20 protein-coding genes and 1 tRNA gene are annotated in these 19,773 nt (G+C 21.2%); 4 read left to right on the top strand and 17 right to left on the bottom strand.

Annotated elements, in window-relative coordinates; all coding sequences use genetic code 4:
• Position 1 precedes the first annotated feature (1 nt).
• Both STURON_RS01895 and rdgB read right to left on the bottom strand, forming a co-directional pair.
• Positions 2-517 carry a tRNA (cytidine(34)-2'-O)-methyltransferase gene (locus STURON_RS01895; protein ID WP_075048191.1) on the bottom strand — a complete coding sequence of 172 codons (516 nt, stop codon included), beginning with the start codon at positions 515-517 and terminating at the stop codon, positions 2-4.
• A gap of 3 nt (positions 518-520) precedes the next feature.
• Positions 521-1,123 (bottom strand): RdgB/HAM1 family non-canonical purine NTP pyrophosphatase, encoded by a 603-nt coding sequence (gene rdgB / locus STURON_RS01890; RefSeq protein WP_158500507.1) that lies wholly within the window; start codon positions 1,121-1,123, stop codon positions 521-523.
• 51 nt (positions 1,124-1,174) lie between these two features.
• Here rdgB and STURON_RS01885 point away from each other — a divergent pair, with 51 nt between their 5' ends.
• Positions 1,175-1,990, top strand: coding sequence for a phosphotransferase (locus tag STURON_RS01885; RefSeq protein ID WP_075048189.1), 816 nt, complete (start codon positions 1,175-1,177; stop codon positions 1,988-1,990).
• Here STURON_RS01885 and STURON_RS01880 read toward each other — a convergent pair.
• From STURON_RS01880 to truB, 8 genes are all read right to left on the bottom strand, one after another.
• A complete protein-coding gene (locus tag STURON_RS01880; protein WP_075048188.1) occupies positions 1,980-2,699 on the bottom strand; it encodes a DxFTY motif-containing membrane protein in 720 nt (239 codons plus the stop codon). The genes STURON_RS01885 and STURON_RS01880 overlap by 11 nt on opposite strands.
• Positions 2,700-2,772: 73 nt before the next feature.
• A tRNA-Gly gene (locus STURON_RS01875) sits at positions 2,773-2,846 on the bottom strand.
• Between the two features lie 120 nt (positions 2,847-2,966).
• Positions 2,967-3,719 carry a MurR/RpiR family transcriptional regulator gene (locus STURON_RS01870; RefSeq protein WP_075048187.1) on the bottom strand — a complete coding sequence of 251 codons (753 nt, stop codon included), beginning with the start codon at positions 3,717-3,719 and terminating at the stop codon, positions 2,967-2,969.
• A 12-nt stretch (positions 3,720-3,731) separates the two neighbouring features.
• Positions 3,732-4,655: a tRNA (adenosine(37)-N6)-dimethylallyltransferase MiaA gene (gene miaA, locus STURON_RS01865; protein ID WP_075048186.1), complete on the bottom strand. Its 924-nt coding sequence runs from the start codon at positions 4,653-4,655 to the stop codon at positions 3,732-3,734.
• A gap of 192 nt (positions 4,656-4,847) precedes the next feature.
• Entirely contained in the window at positions 4,848-5,417 is a 570-nt protein-coding gene (locus tag STURON_RS01860) for a hypothetical protein (protein ID WP_075048185.1), read from the bottom strand.
• A 189-nt stretch (positions 5,418-5,606) separates the two neighbouring features.
• Positions 5,607-5,873, bottom strand: a complete 267-nt coding sequence (gene rpsO, locus STURON_RS01855) for a 30S ribosomal protein S15 (protein ID WP_075048184.1) — start codon at positions 5,871-5,873, stop codon at positions 5,607-5,609.
• Position 5,874: 1 nt separating this feature from the next.
• Positions 5,875-6,684, bottom strand: coding sequence for a nucleotidyl transferase family protein (locus STURON_RS01850; RefSeq protein WP_075048183.1), 810 nt, complete (start codon positions 6,682-6,684; stop codon positions 5,875-5,877).
• The gene (gene truB, locus STURON_RS01845; protein ID WP_075048182.1) at positions 6,671-7,594 is read right to left on the bottom strand and encodes a tRNA pseudouridine(55) synthase TruB; all 924 of its coding nucleotides are present in this window, start codon (positions 7,592-7,594) and stop codon (positions 6,671-6,673) included. The genes STURON_RS01850 and truB overlap by 14 nt, the downstream gene beginning before the upstream one ends.
• Before the next feature lie 102 nt (positions 7,595-7,696).
• On the opposite strand from truB, the gene STURON_RS01840 reads away from it, so the two are divergent.
• The gene (locus STURON_RS01840) at positions 7,697-8,221 is read left to right on the top strand and encodes a hypothetical protein (RefSeq protein WP_075048181.1); all 525 of its coding nucleotides are present in this window, start codon (positions 7,697-7,699) and stop codon (positions 8,219-8,221) included.
• A 312-nt stretch (positions 8,222-8,533) separates the two neighbouring features.
• Here the strand turns inward: STURON_RS01840 and STURON_RS01835 are convergent, their stop codons facing one another.
• Genes STURON_RS01835 through STURON_RS01825 form a run of 3 tightly spaced genes read right to left on the bottom strand, consistent with a single transcriptional unit; the run spans position 8,534 to position 11,793 of the window.
• The gene (locus STURON_RS01835) at positions 8,534-9,880 is read right to left on the bottom strand and encodes a transcriptional regulator (protein WP_075048180.1); all 1,347 of its coding nucleotides are present in this window, start codon (positions 9,878-9,880) and stop codon (positions 8,534-8,536) included.
• A 9-nt stretch (positions 9,881-9,889) separates the two neighbouring features.
• Positions 9,890-11,062, bottom strand: coding sequence for a hypothetical protein (locus STURON_RS01830; RefSeq protein ID WP_075048179.1), 1,173 nt, complete (start codon positions 11,060-11,062; stop codon positions 9,890-9,892).
• 11 nt (positions 11,063-11,073) lie between these two features.
• Positions 11,074-11,793 carry an RsmE family RNA methyltransferase gene (locus STURON_RS01825; protein WP_075048178.1) on the bottom strand — a complete coding sequence of 240 codons (720 nt, stop codon included), beginning with the start codon at positions 11,791-11,793 and terminating at the stop codon, positions 11,074-11,076.
• Between the two features lie 93 nt (positions 11,794-11,886).
• Here STURON_RS01825 and STURON_RS01820 point away from each other — a divergent pair, with 93 nt between their 5' ends.
• Entirely contained in the window at positions 11,887-12,555 is a 669-nt protein-coding gene (locus STURON_RS01820; protein ID WP_075048177.1) for a hypothetical protein, read from the top strand.
• Positions 12,556-12,599: 44 nt separating this feature from the next.
• Here STURON_RS01820 and STURON_RS01815 read toward each other — a convergent pair whose 3' ends face one another.
• The 4 genes from STURON_RS01815 to STURON_RS01795 form a co-directional block, all read right to left on the bottom strand.
• Positions 12,600-13,883 carry a hypothetical protein gene (locus tag STURON_RS01815; protein ID WP_075048176.1) on the bottom strand — a complete coding sequence of 428 codons (1,284 nt, stop codon included), beginning with the start codon at positions 13,881-13,883 and terminating at the stop codon, positions 12,600-12,602.
• A gap of 515 nt (positions 13,884-14,398) precedes the next feature.
• Positions 14,399-15,895, bottom strand: coding sequence for a hypothetical protein (locus STURON_RS01805; RefSeq protein ID WP_144416176.1), 1,497 nt, complete (start codon positions 15,893-15,895; stop codon positions 14,399-14,401).
• Between the two features lie 284 nt (positions 15,896-16,179).
• Complete coding sequence (locus STURON_RS01800) at positions 16,180-16,920, bottom strand: ABC transporter ATP-binding protein (protein ID WP_075048173.1); 741 nt, start codon at positions 16,918-16,920, stop codon at positions 16,180-16,182.
• 866 nt (positions 16,921-17,786) lie between these two features.
• A complete protein-coding gene (locus STURON_RS01795) occupies positions 17,787-18,329 on the bottom strand; it encodes an ECF transporter S component family protein (protein WP_075048172.1) in 543 nt (180 codons plus the stop codon).
• Positions 18,330-18,444: 115 nt separating this feature from the next.
• On the opposite strand from STURON_RS01795, the gene STURON_RS01790 reads away from it, so the two are divergent.
• Positions 18,445-19,767 (top strand): CoA-disulfide reductase, encoded by a 1,323-nt coding sequence (locus tag STURON_RS01790; protein ID WP_075048171.1) that lies wholly within the window; start codon positions 18,445-18,447, stop codon positions 19,765-19,767.
• Positions 19,768-19,773: the final 6 nt, after the last annotated feature.

Genomic DNA, 19,773 nt, shown 5'->3' with positions numbered 1-19,773 from the left:
CCTACCTATCTAAATAATCTGATCCTTTTTCCACTTCTTCAAAACTTAAATCTAAATAATCTCATTGTCTTAAAACTTCATAACTAGCAATCCCAACACAATTTGCAATATTTAAACTTCTACCAGTAGGAACCATTGGAAATCTAAAACAAAAACTTTTATTATCTTTTAATAAACTCAGTGGTAAACCTGTTGATTCCTTACCAAAAAATAAATAGACATCATTGTCAATATTTTTAAAGTTAAAATCACTGAGTGGTTTTTTACCATATCTAGTTAAAAAATAACAATTTAAAGGTTTTATACTATCAAAAAAAGAATTAAGATCATCGTATCTTTGAAATTCGCAACCTTCAAAATTATTTGCACTTGTTCTTGTGAAATTACGTTTATCAAAGATAAAACCAAATGGTTCAATCAAATGTAATTTTGCGTTTATAAGTGCACAAGTTCTCATTATTGCACCAACATTAGCTGCTATTTCAGGCTCAAATAATACTATATTTAATTTTCTCATAGTTTACCTCTTATATTTATTATTTAAATAAATAATTAATTTATCAATTGCTTTTCTTCGGTGTGATATTAAATTCTTTTGTGAACTATCTAATTCTGCTAAGGTTAAATTAGAATCAAATAATTTAAAAATTTTATCATACGCAAAACCGTTTTCTCCAACTTCATAATTTGAGATATACCCTTCTAAAGTACTTTCAAAAACTTCTTTAATAGAATTACTTTTATCCACAAATGCAATTGCGCAAGTAAAAAAGGCTTTTCTTTCATTTTTTGAATGTAAATTTTTTTCATCTAGCATAGATATAATTTTGTTATTAATAATATTATAATCAGTGATAGGATTAGCTCATCTTGCTGAATATATACCTGGAAAATTGTTTAAATTAGTAATGGATAATCCTGAATCATCAGCAATTACAGGTTTATTTAATTTTTCACTAATAAATAATGCTTTTTGTAAGGCATTGTCTTTAAATGTATCATTATCTTCTGGAATTTCTTCAGTGATATCACAATCGTTTAAAGAAATTACATTATAATCGGTAAGAATAGATTTATATTCTTTTAATTTAAATTTGTTTTTAGTTGCTACAACTATATTCAAAACATTTCTCCTTAATATACAATATTTATATATTATCATACAAGAGGTACTATGAAAAATAATAAGTTTAATGGTTATACAAACAAAATTAAGTTAAAAAATAATAAGATTATCAAAACATATAAAATAAAAAAAGATGATTATTTAGATAAATTAAATGAGTTTATTGTTCTTACAATATTTAAAGAAATGGAACAGGATGTAATAATTAAACCCATTGAAATTTTATATAAAAAAAATAAATTAATATCTTCATTTGTTTATCTAAAAGATTATAATGATTTATCTAATTTAAAACTAAATAATGTAAATATTGATTTTATAACTAAATTAATAAAATCTTTTCATTCAATAAAAAATGATAATTTCCACAAAGTTAAGACTTTTAATTATTCAAAAACTTTAAATTTTTTTATTAAGAATTTAAAAAAACCATTTTGTAATTTAGACAAAATAACTTATGAAATAATTGTTGAACTTGATAAACTAAAAGGTTCAAAAAAAGTAATTTCACATAATGATTTGGTTCCTGGTAATATACTATTTAATAATAACAAATATTTATTTATTGACTATGATTATGTAATGATGAACTATAAATACTTTGATTATGCAAGTTTAATTACAGAAACTCTTAATGAAGATGAGAAATCTATTAATTATTTTATTGATAATTTAATTAAAAATAAAATGTTATTACCTATTCAAAGTGAATTTGATAAATTAAATATTATAATAAGATATCAAGACCTATTATGAAGTTTATGAGCAAATTATATGTTTGAAAAAACAAAAAAAGAGATATTTCATAAAATTTATAAAGATAAATACGAAAGATTAAAAAAAAGAATAATTATTACTTTTTAAAATCACTATTTTTTTCAAGTTCTTTTTTTCTCTTTTTTTGTTCTTTTTTATCTAACTTACTATTAATTTTTTGTATTTTTTGTTGTTTGATAATTTCATCTTCTTTTAATTTATCTTGTAATTTAGATTCTAAACTTTCTTTAAATTTTGCTAACTCTTCTCTTTCATTTTGTTTTTTAATTAAAAACTTTTGATACCTTTGCGCTCTTATTAAATTACTTGTTGGTATTATTTCACCATTTTTGTAAGCTATTAACATTTGTTCAAACTCTTCTGTTTTTTTAAGTTGTAAATTGTTAAATAAAAAAGTTATAAAAACTGATATTGGTAAAAAAATAAGTGCTGTTAAAAATATAATAAGAAATTTTATTAATATTCAAAAACTTTCATTTTTAATGAAAATACCTATTATATACAAAGACACAATACACATAGTAATCGTTAAAGAATAAGTAAAATTATCCGCTTTATGTAACTTTAATAAATAAAAAATATAAGTACTTAAAAATGTATATATTACATAAGAAAATAGAATTAAAAATATATATATTCCAACTGGATCAGGCAAATTAGTTTTAAAAGAATAAGAAAAATCAAATCCTAATAAAAATCAAATTGTAAGACCGGGTATAATAGACTCCATAGATATAAATAATAAACTTTTGAAAAATGGAGTTTTACAATCATTAAAATTCTTAAAAATCTTCATATTAATCCTTCAAATTAAATTATAAACTAATAAATAAAAAAAACTCTTTATAAAGAGTTTTTAAATTTCAAAATGGAGCGGGTGAAGGGAATCGAACCCTCACAGTCAGCTTGGAAGGCTGAAGTTCTACCATTAAACTACACCCGCGTGCTTAACAATCACATTAATAATAATATATAAAGTATTTTATTATGTCAATAAAATAAAAGTTTTTTTTAATATTTATTATATAAAATACTTTTTATAAATTGTAAGCTAAAATAAAATCTAAAATTTTTCAGATATTTTTAAAAATAACGTTATTAATGCATATGCTCTATATTTATATAAAAAATTATTATCAGTAAAATTTATAACCATTGAGTTGACTTGTTGTGCTTCAGGTAATTCATATATATTATTAGGTGTAGTAATAATAAATAATTCATTTTTAAAGTTTAACAAATATTCAATTGTTCTATTTAAAGTTTCTGTATCTCTTCCTGAAAGAATAACTATAATTAGCTCTCCTTTAAATTCTCTTGTTCTAGCCATTTCAAGGCTTACTGATAGATCAACTAATTTAACATCAATACCTGAATTTGTTAAAATATCTTCTAAAAATCTACAACTATACATAGCCTGATATGATGGACAAATTCAAAGTTTTTTAGTTTCTTTTATTCTATCAGTAAATTTATTAATAAATTCATCATTTTCTTCTAACCAAGAATATATTTCATTTATTATTTTTGGTTTATCTGGTTCATAATCAATATTAGAACCTAGTTTAAAGTTTTGCATTCTTTGTTCATACTCTACTCTTAATCTAATTATAAGTTCTTTATAACCTTCACACAAACAGGCCTTCGCAAATTGAGTTACTGTAGCCAATGATACAAAGCATGATTCTGAAATTTCATATTGACTTTTAAATATACCTAAATGTCAATCATTTAAAATTTGCTTGCCAATTATCTTAAATGTAGTGTTTTTATTATCTTTTACAATATTTTCTATTCTTTCATATATTGATACCATTAACAAAACCTCTTATCTTTTAAAAACTTTTTCTAAGTATTCTAAAACATCTTCACATACTAGTTCAAATTTATCATAAGTATAATTGAATCACTTTACATTATTAAATTGATTTTTAAATCAAGTTAATTGTCTTCTAGCATATTTTCTGTTATTTTTTTGCATTAGTTCTATTGATTCTTCATAACTAATTTCTTTATTTAAATACTTTATAATTTCTGGTCCCCCAATACACTTTAAAGCCTGGGAGTTTTTATAAATACAATTTTTATAGGCTAATGCTATCTCATCAAAAAGTCCTTTTTTAACTAGATATAAAACCCTATTGTTTATTTTATCATACAATTGAGAGCGAATTGGCTCCAATCCAACTATAATTATATTTTTATAAAAAAAACTTTTATTATTTTTATTTATTGACGACTTCTTTTCATTATTAATTTCTAATATTTCTAAAGCCCTAATTATTCTATATCTATTATTTATGTGAATTTTTTTTGCTTCATCATGATCTTTTTCATTTAACAACTTTCATAACTCAGAATTTTCAATCTTATTAAATCTACTACTAAAATTTGGAATATGATTTTCTTTTAAAAACTTATAATTCATTAATAAAGCATTTATGTATAAACCTGTGCCACCCACTACTATTGGCAATTTATTTTCATTAAACATTTGTTCAATAATGTTTCTAGCATCATTTTGAAAATCAGCAACTGAGTAATTCTCATTTACTTCCTTAATTGATAATAAATGTTGTTTAATTCCAAAGGTTTCTTCGTCCGTAATTTTATTTGTTGCTATATCTGTTCCCTTAAATATTTGTGTTGAGTCTGCATTAATACATTCGCCATTAAATCTTTTAGCAACTTTAATTGATAATTCCGTTTTACCACTTGCAGTAGGTCCAACAATAACAACTAATGGTTTCATATTACTCCTATATTTTTTAAATAAAAAAAATATTTCCACCCGCTATAAAATGCATGAGAAGGGAAATACTTATTTATTGAGCGGTTTTAAAAATCTCACACAAACTTTAAGAATAACAAATATTCTCGGTGTCCTTACGGACAATATTATTATATAATAAAAAAATATTTACATATAGTAAATATTTTTTTATTATTTTTTATGTGTTGTTGTTGGATTCATAGTATCTCTAATTTCAATGTTGATTTTTTTAGGTTCAACAACTGATGGTTGGAATAAAACAGTTTTTCTTGTTTTTGCCAATGCCATACCATGAATTTTCATTTCTTTCTTATAGTTAAATAAACCAGTAATATCTTTTCCACCTGTAACAACAGCTGTTCATTGTTCAAATGGTTTACGTTTTACTTTAGCATTTAGTCAATGCATAGCAACTATATTGTTTACATCATCAACTTCACCTTCATTGTCAACTAAAGCATATACTCAACCAAACTCAGATTCTAATCCAAATTCATTAATTTTAATTATAGCACCTGCTACATCTTGTCTGTAAATAGCTGCATTTGTTGCTGACACATTATCTGTTTTTTCTCAAATAAATTTAGCTTGTCCCTCTGATAATTTAGCTACTGTACTTGGGATTTTTACAGGTTTTGGGTCGCTGACTTTTTTTCTAGTTTGAATATGCTCAACTCTTTTTTTGTTTGACGCAGCTCTTTTTACAGCTGCTTTGTCAGTTCCTTTGTTTGAACTTGCCATTTCTTGCACCATCTTTCTAATAAATCAAATTTTAATGTTTAAGCATAATAAACACCAAAACATATATTTATTATACACTATTTTTGTAAATTTAAGTAGCACTACATACTATAAATTAAATTTATCAATATTATTTTACCATTAAAATACTTATATAATAAAAAAAACTTTGCATATGCAAAGATAAAATTATTTTCTGATGCTTAATTTTTCAATGATAGTTTTGTATCTATTAACATCTTTTTTTAATAAGAAATTCAAGAAATGTCTTCTTTGAGAAACTTTTTTAAGTAAGCTTCTTCTTGAAGTAATATCTTTTTTATGAATATTTAAATGATCTGTTAGATTTTTTATATCTTTTGTTAATATTGCAATTTGAACTTCTGCACTACCAGTGTCATTTTGATTTGCACCAAATTCTTTGATTATATCAAGTTTATCTTGTTTAGTTACCATACTAAATCCCCCTATGTCTATAAGCATAATGTTTATACAAAGTAATAATTCTAGGGTAAATTAAAACAATGTAAAAACACCTTAAAATTATATCAAAAAAAACTGATTTTAAATCAGTTTGCTTGAAAAAAATTTCGTTATTTTTAAAATTAACTAAATATTCTAAATTCTTTATTTTCAAAATATAAAAACCATCTTTAAATACTAATTTTGTACTCTTAATTATAAATTTATTATTTAAATATTTAATAATAATTGGAAAATTATAACCAATTATTTTATTAATTTTTTTTATTTTTCCATTAATTAATAGATATCTTATATAAGATGTTGAGTATTTTTTATTTCTTTTAAAAGATATTATATTTTTCCTACCAAAATATTTAATAAGATATTTAACATCACCAAGTCTATTTTTACCAAATTTAAAATCTTGACCTACAACTATATATTTAACATTTAATATGGTTTTTAAATATTTACAAAAATCTTCTTTAGAAGTTGAAATAGTTTTATAGTCTATATTTACTTCAATTAAAAAATCAGGGTTATATAAACTTTCAATCAGTTTATATTTTATATCACTATTATAAACACTTAAATCAATACCTTTTAAAAATTGATCTACTTTTGATGAAAAAGTTATAAGAACTCACTTTATATTTTGTTTTTTTGAAATAGTTTTCGTTTTATTCATTATTTTTTTATGTAATTTATGAATGCCGTCAAAAAAACCAATGCATGCTACTGTATTTGTGTCGATTAAATTAATCTTTTCAGATAAATTTAAATTAGAATTAATTATTATCATAATATCCTTCTTTTTCTGCATCTGTCAAAAAACTTGGTTCTTTACTTTCTCATAAACCCCTTTGACATTTATAAATATTTTGTGCTACATGTTTATAAACTGCAAGAACCTCTTTTTCATGATTTATAACAAAAATAAAAGGAAAATTAACCCCTTGTAATTCAATAATTCTACCTTCATAAATATCACTTGTTTTATGATACTCTATGAGATTTTGTTCATTAATCATTAAACTATCATAAATACTTATTAGATCACTTTCATTTAATTCTTCTAATGTTTTTGCATCATTTATACTAAACTTTCCACATTCAACTCTATTTAAAACAGACATTGTTGCAATATAGCCAATACTTTCTGCCATATCAGATATTAAACTTCTAATATATGTTCCTTTGCTACATAAAACATCTAGACTAAGTCTACCAGATTTTTGATCAAAGTCTATATAATTACATTTTTTAATTGTTACAGTTTTTGATTTAATTTCAACTGATTCACCTGACCTAGCATATTCATACAATTTTTTACCATTTTGTTTCGTAGCTGAATAAATTGGAGGGTATTGTTCATACATATATCCATCAAACTTATCAATCATTTCTTTTATTAATTTTTTATCAATCTTTTCAAATGGTTGTGTTTCAATTGTTTTACCAGTAACATCCATAGTATCGGTTTTCATAAAAAAATCCATTGTTACAATGTATCTTTTATCACTACTTAATAAATAATTAGAAACTTTAGTAGCATGATTAACTAAGACTACCATTAACCCTCTCGCCATTGGGTCCAACGTACCAGCATGACCAATTTTTTTAATTTTAAATTTGTTTTTAATTTGCTGAATTAATTGGTTTGATGTTATACCTTTTGGTTTGTCGATTAAAAATACTCCAGATTTATTCATACTTAGACTCCTTATATATTATATTATACATACACCCCACAATATCATAACCAATATTTAACATATTTTTATGGTATAATATAAGCATTTAAGGGTGATTATATGCGAATTAAATCAGATTTTTACAAAGAAATTGAAGCTGAATTTAAAATTATTTCTGAGAAAGAGCATTTAGGAAATGGTGGAAACGCCATGAGTAATTTAAGTACAAAAATGTTTTATTTATCAAAACACCAATTCAACTCTTTTGATGATTTTGACCAAGCATTAGTTACAGAAATTGCAAATACTTTACAATCTTTAGAAGATATAATAGTTAAAAAAGCATTTGAATATCAAAGACTTGCAAGAGAAGCTTATCATGAAGAAATAGACCCTCAAAAGTGAATTGACTTTGCTCAAAGTGAAGCATCTAATTTAAGTTATGAAATGTATACAGAAAAGGAATTAAAATATTTAAGATATTTTCATATAGTTTGATTAACGTGAATTTTCTGTGATGAAGAATTAAAAAAATTAAGAACAAGAGTAAGTCGCGATTTATACCATAATATTGGTTCGGCAGAAAAAAACTATGTTAAAAAACGTAGTGAAATTTTAAAAAGTAAAATAAATGATGATAACTAAAAAGCACCAAATTAAAGGTGCTTTTTGATTGAATTATATATCAAATAATTAACTACAAAACTATTATAATTAAATGTTATTATGAATTTTAAAAACCGGGATCTTGTTTTTAAATATATTAATTAGAAGGAATAAACATATATCTAAGTTTAGAGTTTTGCAATTAATTAAAATGTGCTGGCACATTTGAATGGCTTCTTTAGTTTAAGAACCATATATAACACTGATATTGAGGAGTAAAACATTCCTCATTAAAAAAATACCATAAATTTAATAAAAAATCAAAAAATTTCCATAATTTTTGTTTTATTTTTAGAAATAATTTTTAATTTCTCAATCATCTGATTCTATTTTATCAATTGATCTAATTATATAATCTACCATTTCATCAATTTTAAAACTATTAAAAAAACCATACTTCTTATCAAAAAAAGGCTGTAGATATTTTAACATTTGATTATATTTAGTTAGTCATGCATTTGCGATTGTATTTAATTCACTAATCGCTTCTCTTGTTTTAGTAGTTTTAATTTCAGATTGAAGATCTGGATTTAATTTGGTATATAAATTATTTGATTTTGACACTAATCATTTTTTAAACATTATAAAATTGGGGATACCTGTTTTTAATAATGGTGTAACTAAATACTTATGACCCTCATTTTTATAATTAGATCAAACAACTTCTGAGAATCCATTATCATCTGATAAATTATTTTGAAAGAAATTTCTATCTTTTTGGTTTGAAGAGTCGAAAATTCTAATCCTTGAAATGTAGTTTTTGGGCAAATTAAATGTTGAATAAGTGTTATGACTTCATCTTGAAATATCTTCAAACATTTCTTCATTTATAAAACCATTATTTTTAAAATAAAAAGTAGTCTGTGAATCTCATTTTATAAATATAAAATATACTAAGTCTAAAAAACTAATATTATTTTTAATTCACTTTCTAAAGACTTGAGGACTTAAAAATTTAACAATATTTAATTTTTGATTTTCAAGTTTATAGTTTCTTTGTATAAAATTATCTAATGATTTACAAATATATTCATAAAATCATCTTAGAATCAACATATCGATATTATATGTATAATTAAACTCTTTTTTTAAAATATAGTTAATAAGTCTTTTTATAGAAAATAATAAACCAGAACTTAATTTATTAGCTAAAATAAAGTCATTTTGTAATTCTATTGCAATCTCTTCAAAACTTTCATCATTTTTATTTATTATATAAAAATAACCCTTATTAAACTTTTTATAAATTATACTAATAACTCTAAAATTAACTTTAATATTTTTATAGCTCATTAATATATTTAAATAACTATTATTTTTATGAGTATGAATTTCTTTAATAAAATCATTATTTTTTGAAATGTTTAAAAGTTCATCAATAAGTTCGTTATAATTTTTTTTGGTTTTACCAACATAGCTAATTATTGCTAAATCAAGATTTATAACCCTTGTACTTGAATTACATATATATGTACCATATGCAAAATCACCCATCTTTTTAAAATTAATATTAACTTTTTTTAATTGTTGCTTTAAAATATTAAACTTTTCATTTATAAACTTTTGTATATCTCTATTTTGAATTGTTAGTTTTTTTACAGAACTATTAAATTTGTTAATTTCAATATTTAATTTCATAAATCCCCTTTATATAATCTCAAAATTGTAAAACTTTAAAAAAACTAAGAATGATCCGTTGTTTTTATCAAATGGATAAACTGTTTTAGTCATAACTTTTAAATTTATTTCATCATACATTTTTTTCTCTTTTTTTATTGAAAAATTATTAGTATCAAGTTTATTTTTTATATATGCTATTGAATCATATCAAAAAAATATTGTATTGTTTTTATTTTTATATAATTCTTTAAGATAATCTGTGCAAAATTCCATATAGAAATCTAAAAACCTTTTTATTGATTGATATGAATTAATATAAACTCAATTTAAATTTTTTAATTTTAATAAGTTATATAATCTTTCTGTTTGCTTATATTTTTTATAATATATTTGTTTGTTTTGTAATAATAATTCAACTTCTTTTTCTGACTTAAATACTTTATCAAAAGATTCATTAATTCAAATCTTAAAGTATTTATTTTTTATTAATTGTAATTGTAAATCTTGTAAAATTTCAAGTTTTAGTGTTAGAAGTTTCTTTTTATTTTCTTTATTAAATTTAACTTTTATATAAAAAAATAATAATTGTAGCTTTTTCATTGTAAGATTATTTAATATTCTGTAAATTTTAGTATACTCGAGAGTAAATGATCTTCGATACATTGTTTTTCCACAAATAATAATTGGCCAATCATTATGTTTAATTGATGACCTTATATTTATTGTGATAGTCTTATTATTAAAATATGTTTTGATAATTATTGAATCATAAAAATAAATAATTTCTTTAGATGCTGGTAAAGTGTATTTTTTTTCTTTTCAATAAACTTTAAAATTACTTTCTTTATAATAAATAGTTGTTAATTTATCAAATAAGATTTTGTTTGTATTACATATTTTGCAAGAAGCGAAATGGTCATTAGTTTTAAACTCGTTTTGATATTTGTTGTAAGTTTTTTTACTAACATAATTAATTGCAATTAAATCAATTGACAAATTTTTCTCAAAACTATAAATGTCATTAATAGAGTAGCTACCATGTTTTTTAACGTCCAAAAAACCTTTTAAGTTATTTTTTATTAAATAAAAATGTTTTTTTATAAACTGTGTAGTTTCATCATCTAATTTAACTTTATCTAACTGTTCATTTATTAATGAAATATTTTTAATTATATGTAAACTCTCTTCATTTTTAATCATTGCAAACCTCTTTACATATCAAATTCATATTTTATGCAACTTAATGCAAATAGTGGTGCAGTTTCTGCTCTTAAGATGTTATTACCTAGTGATACGGATTTAAAACCATTATTGTTTAATTTTATAACTTCTGATTCATCTAAACCGCCCTCAGGACCAATAATTAAGTTAATATTTTTACAATTTAATTCCCCTTTTAAAACATTTTTTAATGTTGTTCCCTCTTCATTTTCATAACACAATAAATTTAAACTTGATTTTTGTTTAATTATATCATTTACATTATATATAACACTTTTAACATTAGGTATATTTAGAACTTTTGCTTGTTTTGCTGCATTGTTTACAATAGATTGTCATCTAATAAGTTTTTTTTCCTCATCTTTGTTGTTTATTTTGACTACATTTCTTTTAAAAATAACAGGATAAATATTTGATACACCAATTTCTGTTGATTTTTGTAAAGCATAATCTCATTTTTGCTCTCTAATAACTCCCAAAAATAAGTTAATGTTAATATTACTTGCATTAGAAATTATTTCATCAATAATTTTTACAATGCATTCAGAATTATTAAATTCAATTATTTTACATAAATATTTTTTTTCCTTAAATACGATAATAACATTTTCATTTACTTTTAATTTAATAACATTTTTTATATGATGATAATCTTTATCTGTAATTATGAAGATATCATTTATTTTTGTTTCATTGAAAAATTGGTACATTTTATTTTCACCTACATAAATTATATTATAATAATATCGAGGTGAATAATGTTTGAATTCTAAATAATAATGTTTGTTTAGATTGGAGATTAAATGAAGCAAGTTGATGAAAATACTCCTAAAATAGAAGTTGCAAAGACTAATATTGATATGGATTATGAAATCAGCAAACTTAACAAAACAAGCAAATACAAAGGTTTGAGGAGTGAGACTCTAAACATAACCCTTGTCAGTTTGTTACTAAGTATGTCTACAGCTGTTAGTTTTATAAACGTTTTACTACCATTGGGAATTACAAATGTAAATATTGGTTTTTCACTAAAGTATTACATTATTGCTATAAGCTTTCAAGTAGTCGGTTTATACTGGGGTATGATAATAGGTTTGTTAGATGGTATTTTACAATTTATTATTTGAGGACAAAGTCCATTATTTAGATTTACTTCAAGTATTGGTTTAATGCTATGAGTATTATTATTTTGATTATTTTTTAGTAAATTATTTTGCGTTTATAAAGTTAAAACAAATTTTAAAAAAACTACTAATTTAACAGTTAGTGCATTATTTGTTTTTATAACCGCACCCTTAATTTCAGCCATATTAAAGGCATTTCAAAGGTATGTTGAATTTGGCAATTTATATGGTGTAATTGCATTTTTTGAATCATGAATCAGTTTTATGATTTTTGATCTATTTGCAATTGTTTTATTCACACTCACTACAATAAGAATTCAAACTATAATAGATAAAAAATGAAAATAAAAAACTTTGAAACTAATTAATTTTTATTGGTTTTCAAAGTTTTTTTATTTAAGTATTTTAATTTTGAAAATATAATATGAAGAAATTGTCAATAATAAATCAAATAATAATCAGCTAATAATTATAATTATATAATTTGAACTTCCTTTAAAATGAATATCTTCGCTAAATATAGGAGTTGCTTTTTTATTTTCAATATTATTTTTTGAGTTATTAATCAAATCCCTAATAAAATTTGAACTTACTCTGGTTCTTGGTAAAAACCACATAAAATTAGCATTTGCATTATTATAAATAATTTCTTTATATAACAAGTTTTTATTAAGGTTTAAGTAAATTGTAGAAAAATTCCCTAAAAAGTTGAGGTTATATTTATAGTCTAATTTTTTGTAATATAACTCATAACTATTTAACAGCTCTTCAATAGTTATATCTTCATTATCATTACTTAATATATCAATACTTAATATGTTAAAGAAAATTTGATCATCAAAATAAATCATATTTGTGTATAGTTGCATAATTAAATAATTAAGAATCATGAGTTGTGGTAATTCATTGTATAAGTTAAATATTTTTTCATTACTTTCATATAAATATTCTTCTGAATCATCGTCACTTTCATTAAAAAACATCATTCTAGAGTCTTCAACAAATATATGTTCATATATACTTGCAAATTGACTATTTATTACTCTTTGGTTTGATAAAGATCATCAATAATCATTAAATATTGTTTTAATATATTCTAATAATGGAGATAGTGTTTTTAATTCATCTAAACTTTTTAAATAATTTATGTAACCTGAGAAATTAATTAAATTTACTTGATCAACTGTTTTTAAATTTAGAAAGAAATTAAAATCATAATCACTTTTTGGATTAGTAAATAAATTGTAATACCTTAAAGAACTCTTATAAATTGGGTCGAATATGGTTTTATATATTTTTCAATCTTCAATAACTGATTTGTTGTTAATATTTAATAAATTTAATTGGCCTAAATATAATGCTCTTTTAAAAGCACTTAATCTATTTGTACTTGTTTCGCCCTCTTTTAATTTATAATCTAAAATATCAGCAATTGGGGTAAAGTCTTTTAAACTTTCATCATTTATATATTTAACTGCTTTATTAGTAATATCTGTTTTAAAATTAAATTTTATTAATTTATCATTTTGATAAAATTCATTAAAACCAGAAAAATTATTTTCAACTTTTGATAATATTGAAGTTATTAAAGGAGAAAAGGAAATGATTAAACTAATAAAAACTGTACTTATACTACATTTTAGTTTTGAAAATAATGAAGTAAAAATAGAAAACAATGGTAAAACAAATAGTGATAAAAACTATAAATAAGTTACTTGGTTAAAAACTACGTTAGAAACTAAATTAAAAGATAAATTTGACAAAAATAATAATGGTATTGATATTAATAAATAAAAAGTTATGTAAGTAAAAATTACAATAAAAGAAATTAATAATCTAATTAAATATATGTATTTTGTATTGATGCCAGATCTCTGTTCTATTTTAATTAAATCTTCTTCACGTTGCTTATTGTAAAAAAAATAACAAATAAAAAAAATGAAAATGCATTGTAATAAAGTTGCTATTATATAATAAAATGATTTATAAAGAGTATTGAACAATAAATAATCATTAATGTTGTTAAAATGAAATAATTGTAGAGAAATTATTGTTAAATGAAATACTAAAAATATAGTACTTATTATATATAAAGGAATATATTTTAATAAATTTATAAAATTTATTTTAAATAACATAATAAATATAAAAATCTTTTTTGTATCTTTTTTAATTAAATTTTGTTTCATAATTAAACCCAATCTATTTTTTTAATAAAGTAAAAGTAAAATAAAGAATTAAAAGTTATTGTACTAATTAAAATAATTGATAAGTTTCAAAGATATTTATTATTTACGTTCAAAGTCAAAGGTAGATTAAACAAATTAAAAGTTTTACTATTCATAGTACTATTATTGACACTTTCATATGCATCTAAATAAAACTCTTTATTTAAGTTATTTGTAAATGAATAACCTACTAATCAACTAAAATTACTATTTGTATTAAAAAAGTCATCAATAGTATTACCAGAATTTTTATAATAATATATTGAAAAAGTATTGAATAAATTTAAATTAAAATATTTATTAATGCTTAAATTATTTTCGTTATATCAGTTTAAGTAATGAACGAAATCATAATCATAACTATCTTCATTACTAAAAAAGTCGGACTGTTCAATAATTCTAATGAACTCTTGAAAATCAAAATTAATCGAATAATTATATAATTGTAAAATAATATAATTAAATATCATTATTTCAGGTTTTGATTTATAAATTTGAAGTATTTCACGATTTAAGCCTAAAAAATAATCTTCATCTAAACTATTATCAAAAATACTATTATTTTCTAAACTGAGAATAGGAAATATAGATATTTTAGGTATATTTGAAATTAAGTAATAGTAACGTTCGTAAACAAAAGAAACATATTTTATTATTTCTTTAACTGATAAGTCGAGATTTGATTCTAAAAGATAATATATAAAATCATCAAATTTGTTTAACTTTTTATTTTGAAGATTTTCTATACCAGAAAAAAAATAATGATCATAAATTTCATTGTAATTGACTTTAGAATTATAATTTTTTGATATTTCAAAAACTGGCTCTAATATAAGTTGTGATATTTTTCAATCCCCTATTATTTTTTCATTATTTATGTCTAATAAGTTTGATTGTCCTAAAAATAATACTCTTGTTAATAAATCACTTTTAATTTGTTTACTATTGTTTGTAGGTAAATTATTTATAGTGCTTTGAAAAATATTCAAGTTGTTTTCAAAAGGTGAGTTATCATTTAAAATATCATTTAAATAAAAACTTCTTTTAACTATTTTTTGAAAATCATAAGATAATGAGTATTTTAAATTTACTTTGGAAATGTTATTATAATACAAATTATTTATGCTGTAAATATTATTAGGATTTTCAATTAGCTTACTTATTGATGGTGATAAACTTAATATAAAAACTAATAAAAACTTTGTTATTATCGTAACAACATTCTTAAGACAAATCGATAGAAAACAAATTAATGGATAAATAACAATTGTAAATATAGATATATAGAAATAAATTTGTATTACATTATTTACAAAGAATAAAATATTTTCTTTTAAAATTATTATAGTTAAAAAGTTAATTATTAAATTAATTATTATAAAACTACATAACAAAATTAGAGAAACAACATATCTAACAAAAAAGGATTTAAACTTTGTTATTCCTGAGTGTCTTTCCAAATTAAGCAATCCATTGTCAATATGATTTCGAAATAACTTATAAGAAATAATGATTAAACAAGTACCATATATTAATGTTAAAAATATAAATCATATACTTTTAATATTTATAAAACTTTTCGAAATATTAATAATAGAATTACTTTTAATTAAAACAATCAATATTATCAACTCTTGTATAACAAAAATAAAAGTGAAAAGAGCTATTAAAGTTTTATTTTTTATTAAAAGAATTAGATTTATTGCTAATAATAAGAAAAAAGATTTTTTAATATGTGTGTTCATTATTTAGATTTAAAAACTTTATTTAAATCTTCAAGTTGTATTTTTTTAGAACTAATGTAATTATTATATAAATCTTTTATATTTTCCTTATTACTATCAAATGATTGGTTATAAACAACTGAACCTTTATTAAGGATTACAATATGGTCTGATATTTCTTGTAACTCATCAAGTAAATGACTTGTTATAAGCATACTTATTTTTAAGTTTTTTAAATACTTAATTATAGATATAAATTCGGTTTTTGAACTAATATCTAAGTTTGCTGTTGGTTCATCAAAAAAAATATATTTTGGTTCCCTTATCAAGACACTTGCCATAATTATTTTTTTCTTTTGGCCAGCTGAAAGTTCTTTTATTTTTTTATTCATTAAGTTATTTATTTTTAACAAATCTACAATTATATTTAAGTTATCTTTATATGCTTTTTTAGATAAACCAATTGTTGCACAAATATAATTTATATAATCTTTGGACTTAATATTTAATGGTATATTATTTGAGTCAGGAAAAAATGCAATCTTTCTAAGATTATTATTTGTATGTAGATTATCTCCATCTATTAATATTTTACCAGAGTCGAGTTTAGCTTCTTTAAAAATAGCTTTTATAGTTGTGGTTTTGCCTGCACCATTTTCCCCAATTAAAGATAATAAACATGATTCTTTTAAATTAAATGATACATTTTTGATACCATCATTGTTTTTATATAATTTTGTAATATTTTTAACCTCTATCATTTAAAACCTCTTTTATGCAAACTTCCACAAAATTAATTTTATAAAAATATATTAAAAAAGATATCTAAAATAACAATTTGAAAGATATTTTATAAATAATAATAAATTTTATAACTAATTAGTTTATTAATTTAAAAAATAATTTTATACATTATTAGCTCAACATTTTAGAAAACTTTTACATAGATAGTTTATTTTTATATAAATTATATCTATAGTTAATACTAATTTAAAATTATAACTTTAATAATTAAATTTTTTTAGAAAATAAATTACTATATTAAATGAAACAAAATTATTTAATTTTGAAAAAATACTGTTTTTAAATTAGATACTATAAGTTAATAATCACTTTTAATTTTATAAATAACTAATGGAACAATTAATTAGTTTTTATTAAATGAATAATTAAACAATATCATATGATTTAAATTATATAGCTTATTAAAAAATTATAATTCAATAAAAAATTTTATTTAAATAATATAACTATTAAAAATGTAAAAATATATTGAAAGCAAAATACTTTAATTATGTTTATTTAATGAAAAATTTGTTAATGTTTTTTAATAAATTGTTAGATTAATACGAATTTTTGTGTTTGATCATGCATGAAAACTGTTTTTATTAATTATAAATTACTTTAATAATAATTATTTGTATAAATTAATTGAATATATGTAAAATAATTAAAATATAAATTTTTGCTTACACTTTATTATTTTTTAAACTTAAAAAACAAATACTCTATAATAAAAAATATTAATCATCAAAATATTTATTAATTAATATTAATACATTTTTTAATAACATAATGTTAATATTTGAATAATTAAAATTTTATGTATGTTTTATTTTTTACAATACTAATTATTTTTATTATTGATTGTAACTTCCACGGTATCATTGTAATCATTTTTTAAAATATTATTTTGTAATTTAAAATTTGATACAAAAACAATTGCAATTGAAAACACTACTGTAACACTATATTGAATTAAATTAACTATTGATTCAACTATCAATGTTGATGCATCTCATAATATATATGTATATAAATTATAAATAAAAATTCATAAGTAACTAATTATAAATATTATATGTATATTTACTTTTTTTCTTAATAACAGATAAGTTAGTCCAATTAAAATTTTTACCAATATAGTGATTGGTATAAAAATAGCTCCTCCAGCATAAAGATCAATCATAGAACCAGCTATAATTGCACTTAAAATTAATGTAAATAAATTTGTTTTACCTAACATTATTAGAAAAATAATATCAGAAAATTGTATAATAGATTTTCCTGTCATAGAAGCTATTGTAGAAATTGCAGCTCCCATAACAAACATAACTGCAGACAAAAGACTACATGTAGTAATGTTTTTTGTTGTTATTCATTTTTTCATTTTTTTTCCTCTTTTTTTAATTTTAAATATTCTTATAAATAATATGAACTATAATTAAATTGTTATAATTCTTAGTTATTATAACATTAAATTTATTTAATAAAGGGGTGTTTAAATGAAAATACTTATTATTGGTGGCGGTGCATCAGGTATGGGTGCTGCTGCTAAGATAAAAAGACTTAATCAAAATTATGAAGTTACTGTACTTGAAAATGGTGATTATGTTTCTCTTGGAGCTTGTGGTTTACCATATTATGTTGGAGATGAGTTTCAAGATTCTAATAATTTATTTGCGAGAACAGTTGAAAAGTTTCAAGAAACTGGTATAGACATAAAATTAAAAACAAACATAAAAAAAATAGATTTTAATAATAAAGAAGTTTTAACAACAGATGAAATCTTTAAATATGATAAATTAATAATTTCGACAGGAGCTAGTGCTTCAATTCCTAAAATTGATGGATTAAATGATATAGATTTTTTTAAACTAACTAAGTTTGAAGACGCATTAAGTTTAAAAGACACTATTAATAAAAGCGAAGTTAAAAATATATTAATAATTGGAGCAGGATTTATTGGGTTAGAAGTAGCTGAGAACTTAAAAAATTTAGGTAAAAAAGTTACAATTATAGAACTAGATAAAAGAATATCTTCAAATATTTATGATGAAGAAATTTCAAATTTAATAAAAGAAAACTTAATTTCAAATGATATAGATCTAATTAATGATAACTATGTTAAAAAGTTTAAAAAGCTTGACAACAAAATAATTGCAGAAATAAAAGATGGAGAATTGAGTTGTGATATTGTAATTGTTGCAACTGGTTTTAAACCAAATACTGATATATTTAATGATACAGAACTTAATTTATACAAAAATAATGCAATTATAGTAAATGAAAAAGGAGAAACAAATATTAAAGATGTTTATGCAGGTGGTGATTGTTGTGTTATAAAAAATAGAATTACAAATGATTATGTATATACACCTTTAGCAACAGTAGCTTCAAAACAGGCTAAAGTTATCGCTAATAATATTTGTAATATCGAATCTAAATTTTATGGAACTATTCAAAGTTCAATTATTAAAATATTTGATAAAGCTATTGCAAGAGCCGGTTTAACAACTGAAATGGCTGAAAAAAATAATATTAAAACTAAAGTTGCTTTTATAAAAGATAAAGATCATACAAATTATTTAAAAGGTCAGAAAGATATATATTTAAAACTTATTATGAACATTGAAACAAACGAGCTTATTGGTGCTCAAATGTTTGCTGACAAAAACTCAATACTTAGATTTTACTCACTATCAACATTAATATGGAATAAAACTAAAGTTAACGAATGTTTAGAACAAATAGATTTACCATATGCACCACCCTTCTCAAGATCATTTGACATAATTCATATTGCATTATCAAAATTAATTAACTAAAAGGTA

Source organism: Spiroplasma turonicum, from assembly GCF_001262715.1.
In the GTDB taxonomy this organism is placed as follows: Bacteria; Bacillota_I; Bacilli_A; order Mycoplasmatales; family Mycoplasmataceae; genus Spiroplasma_A; species Spiroplasma_A turonicum.
Note: the sequence above shows the minus strand (reverse complement) of the source record. Positions and strands in the feature narration are given on the sequence as shown.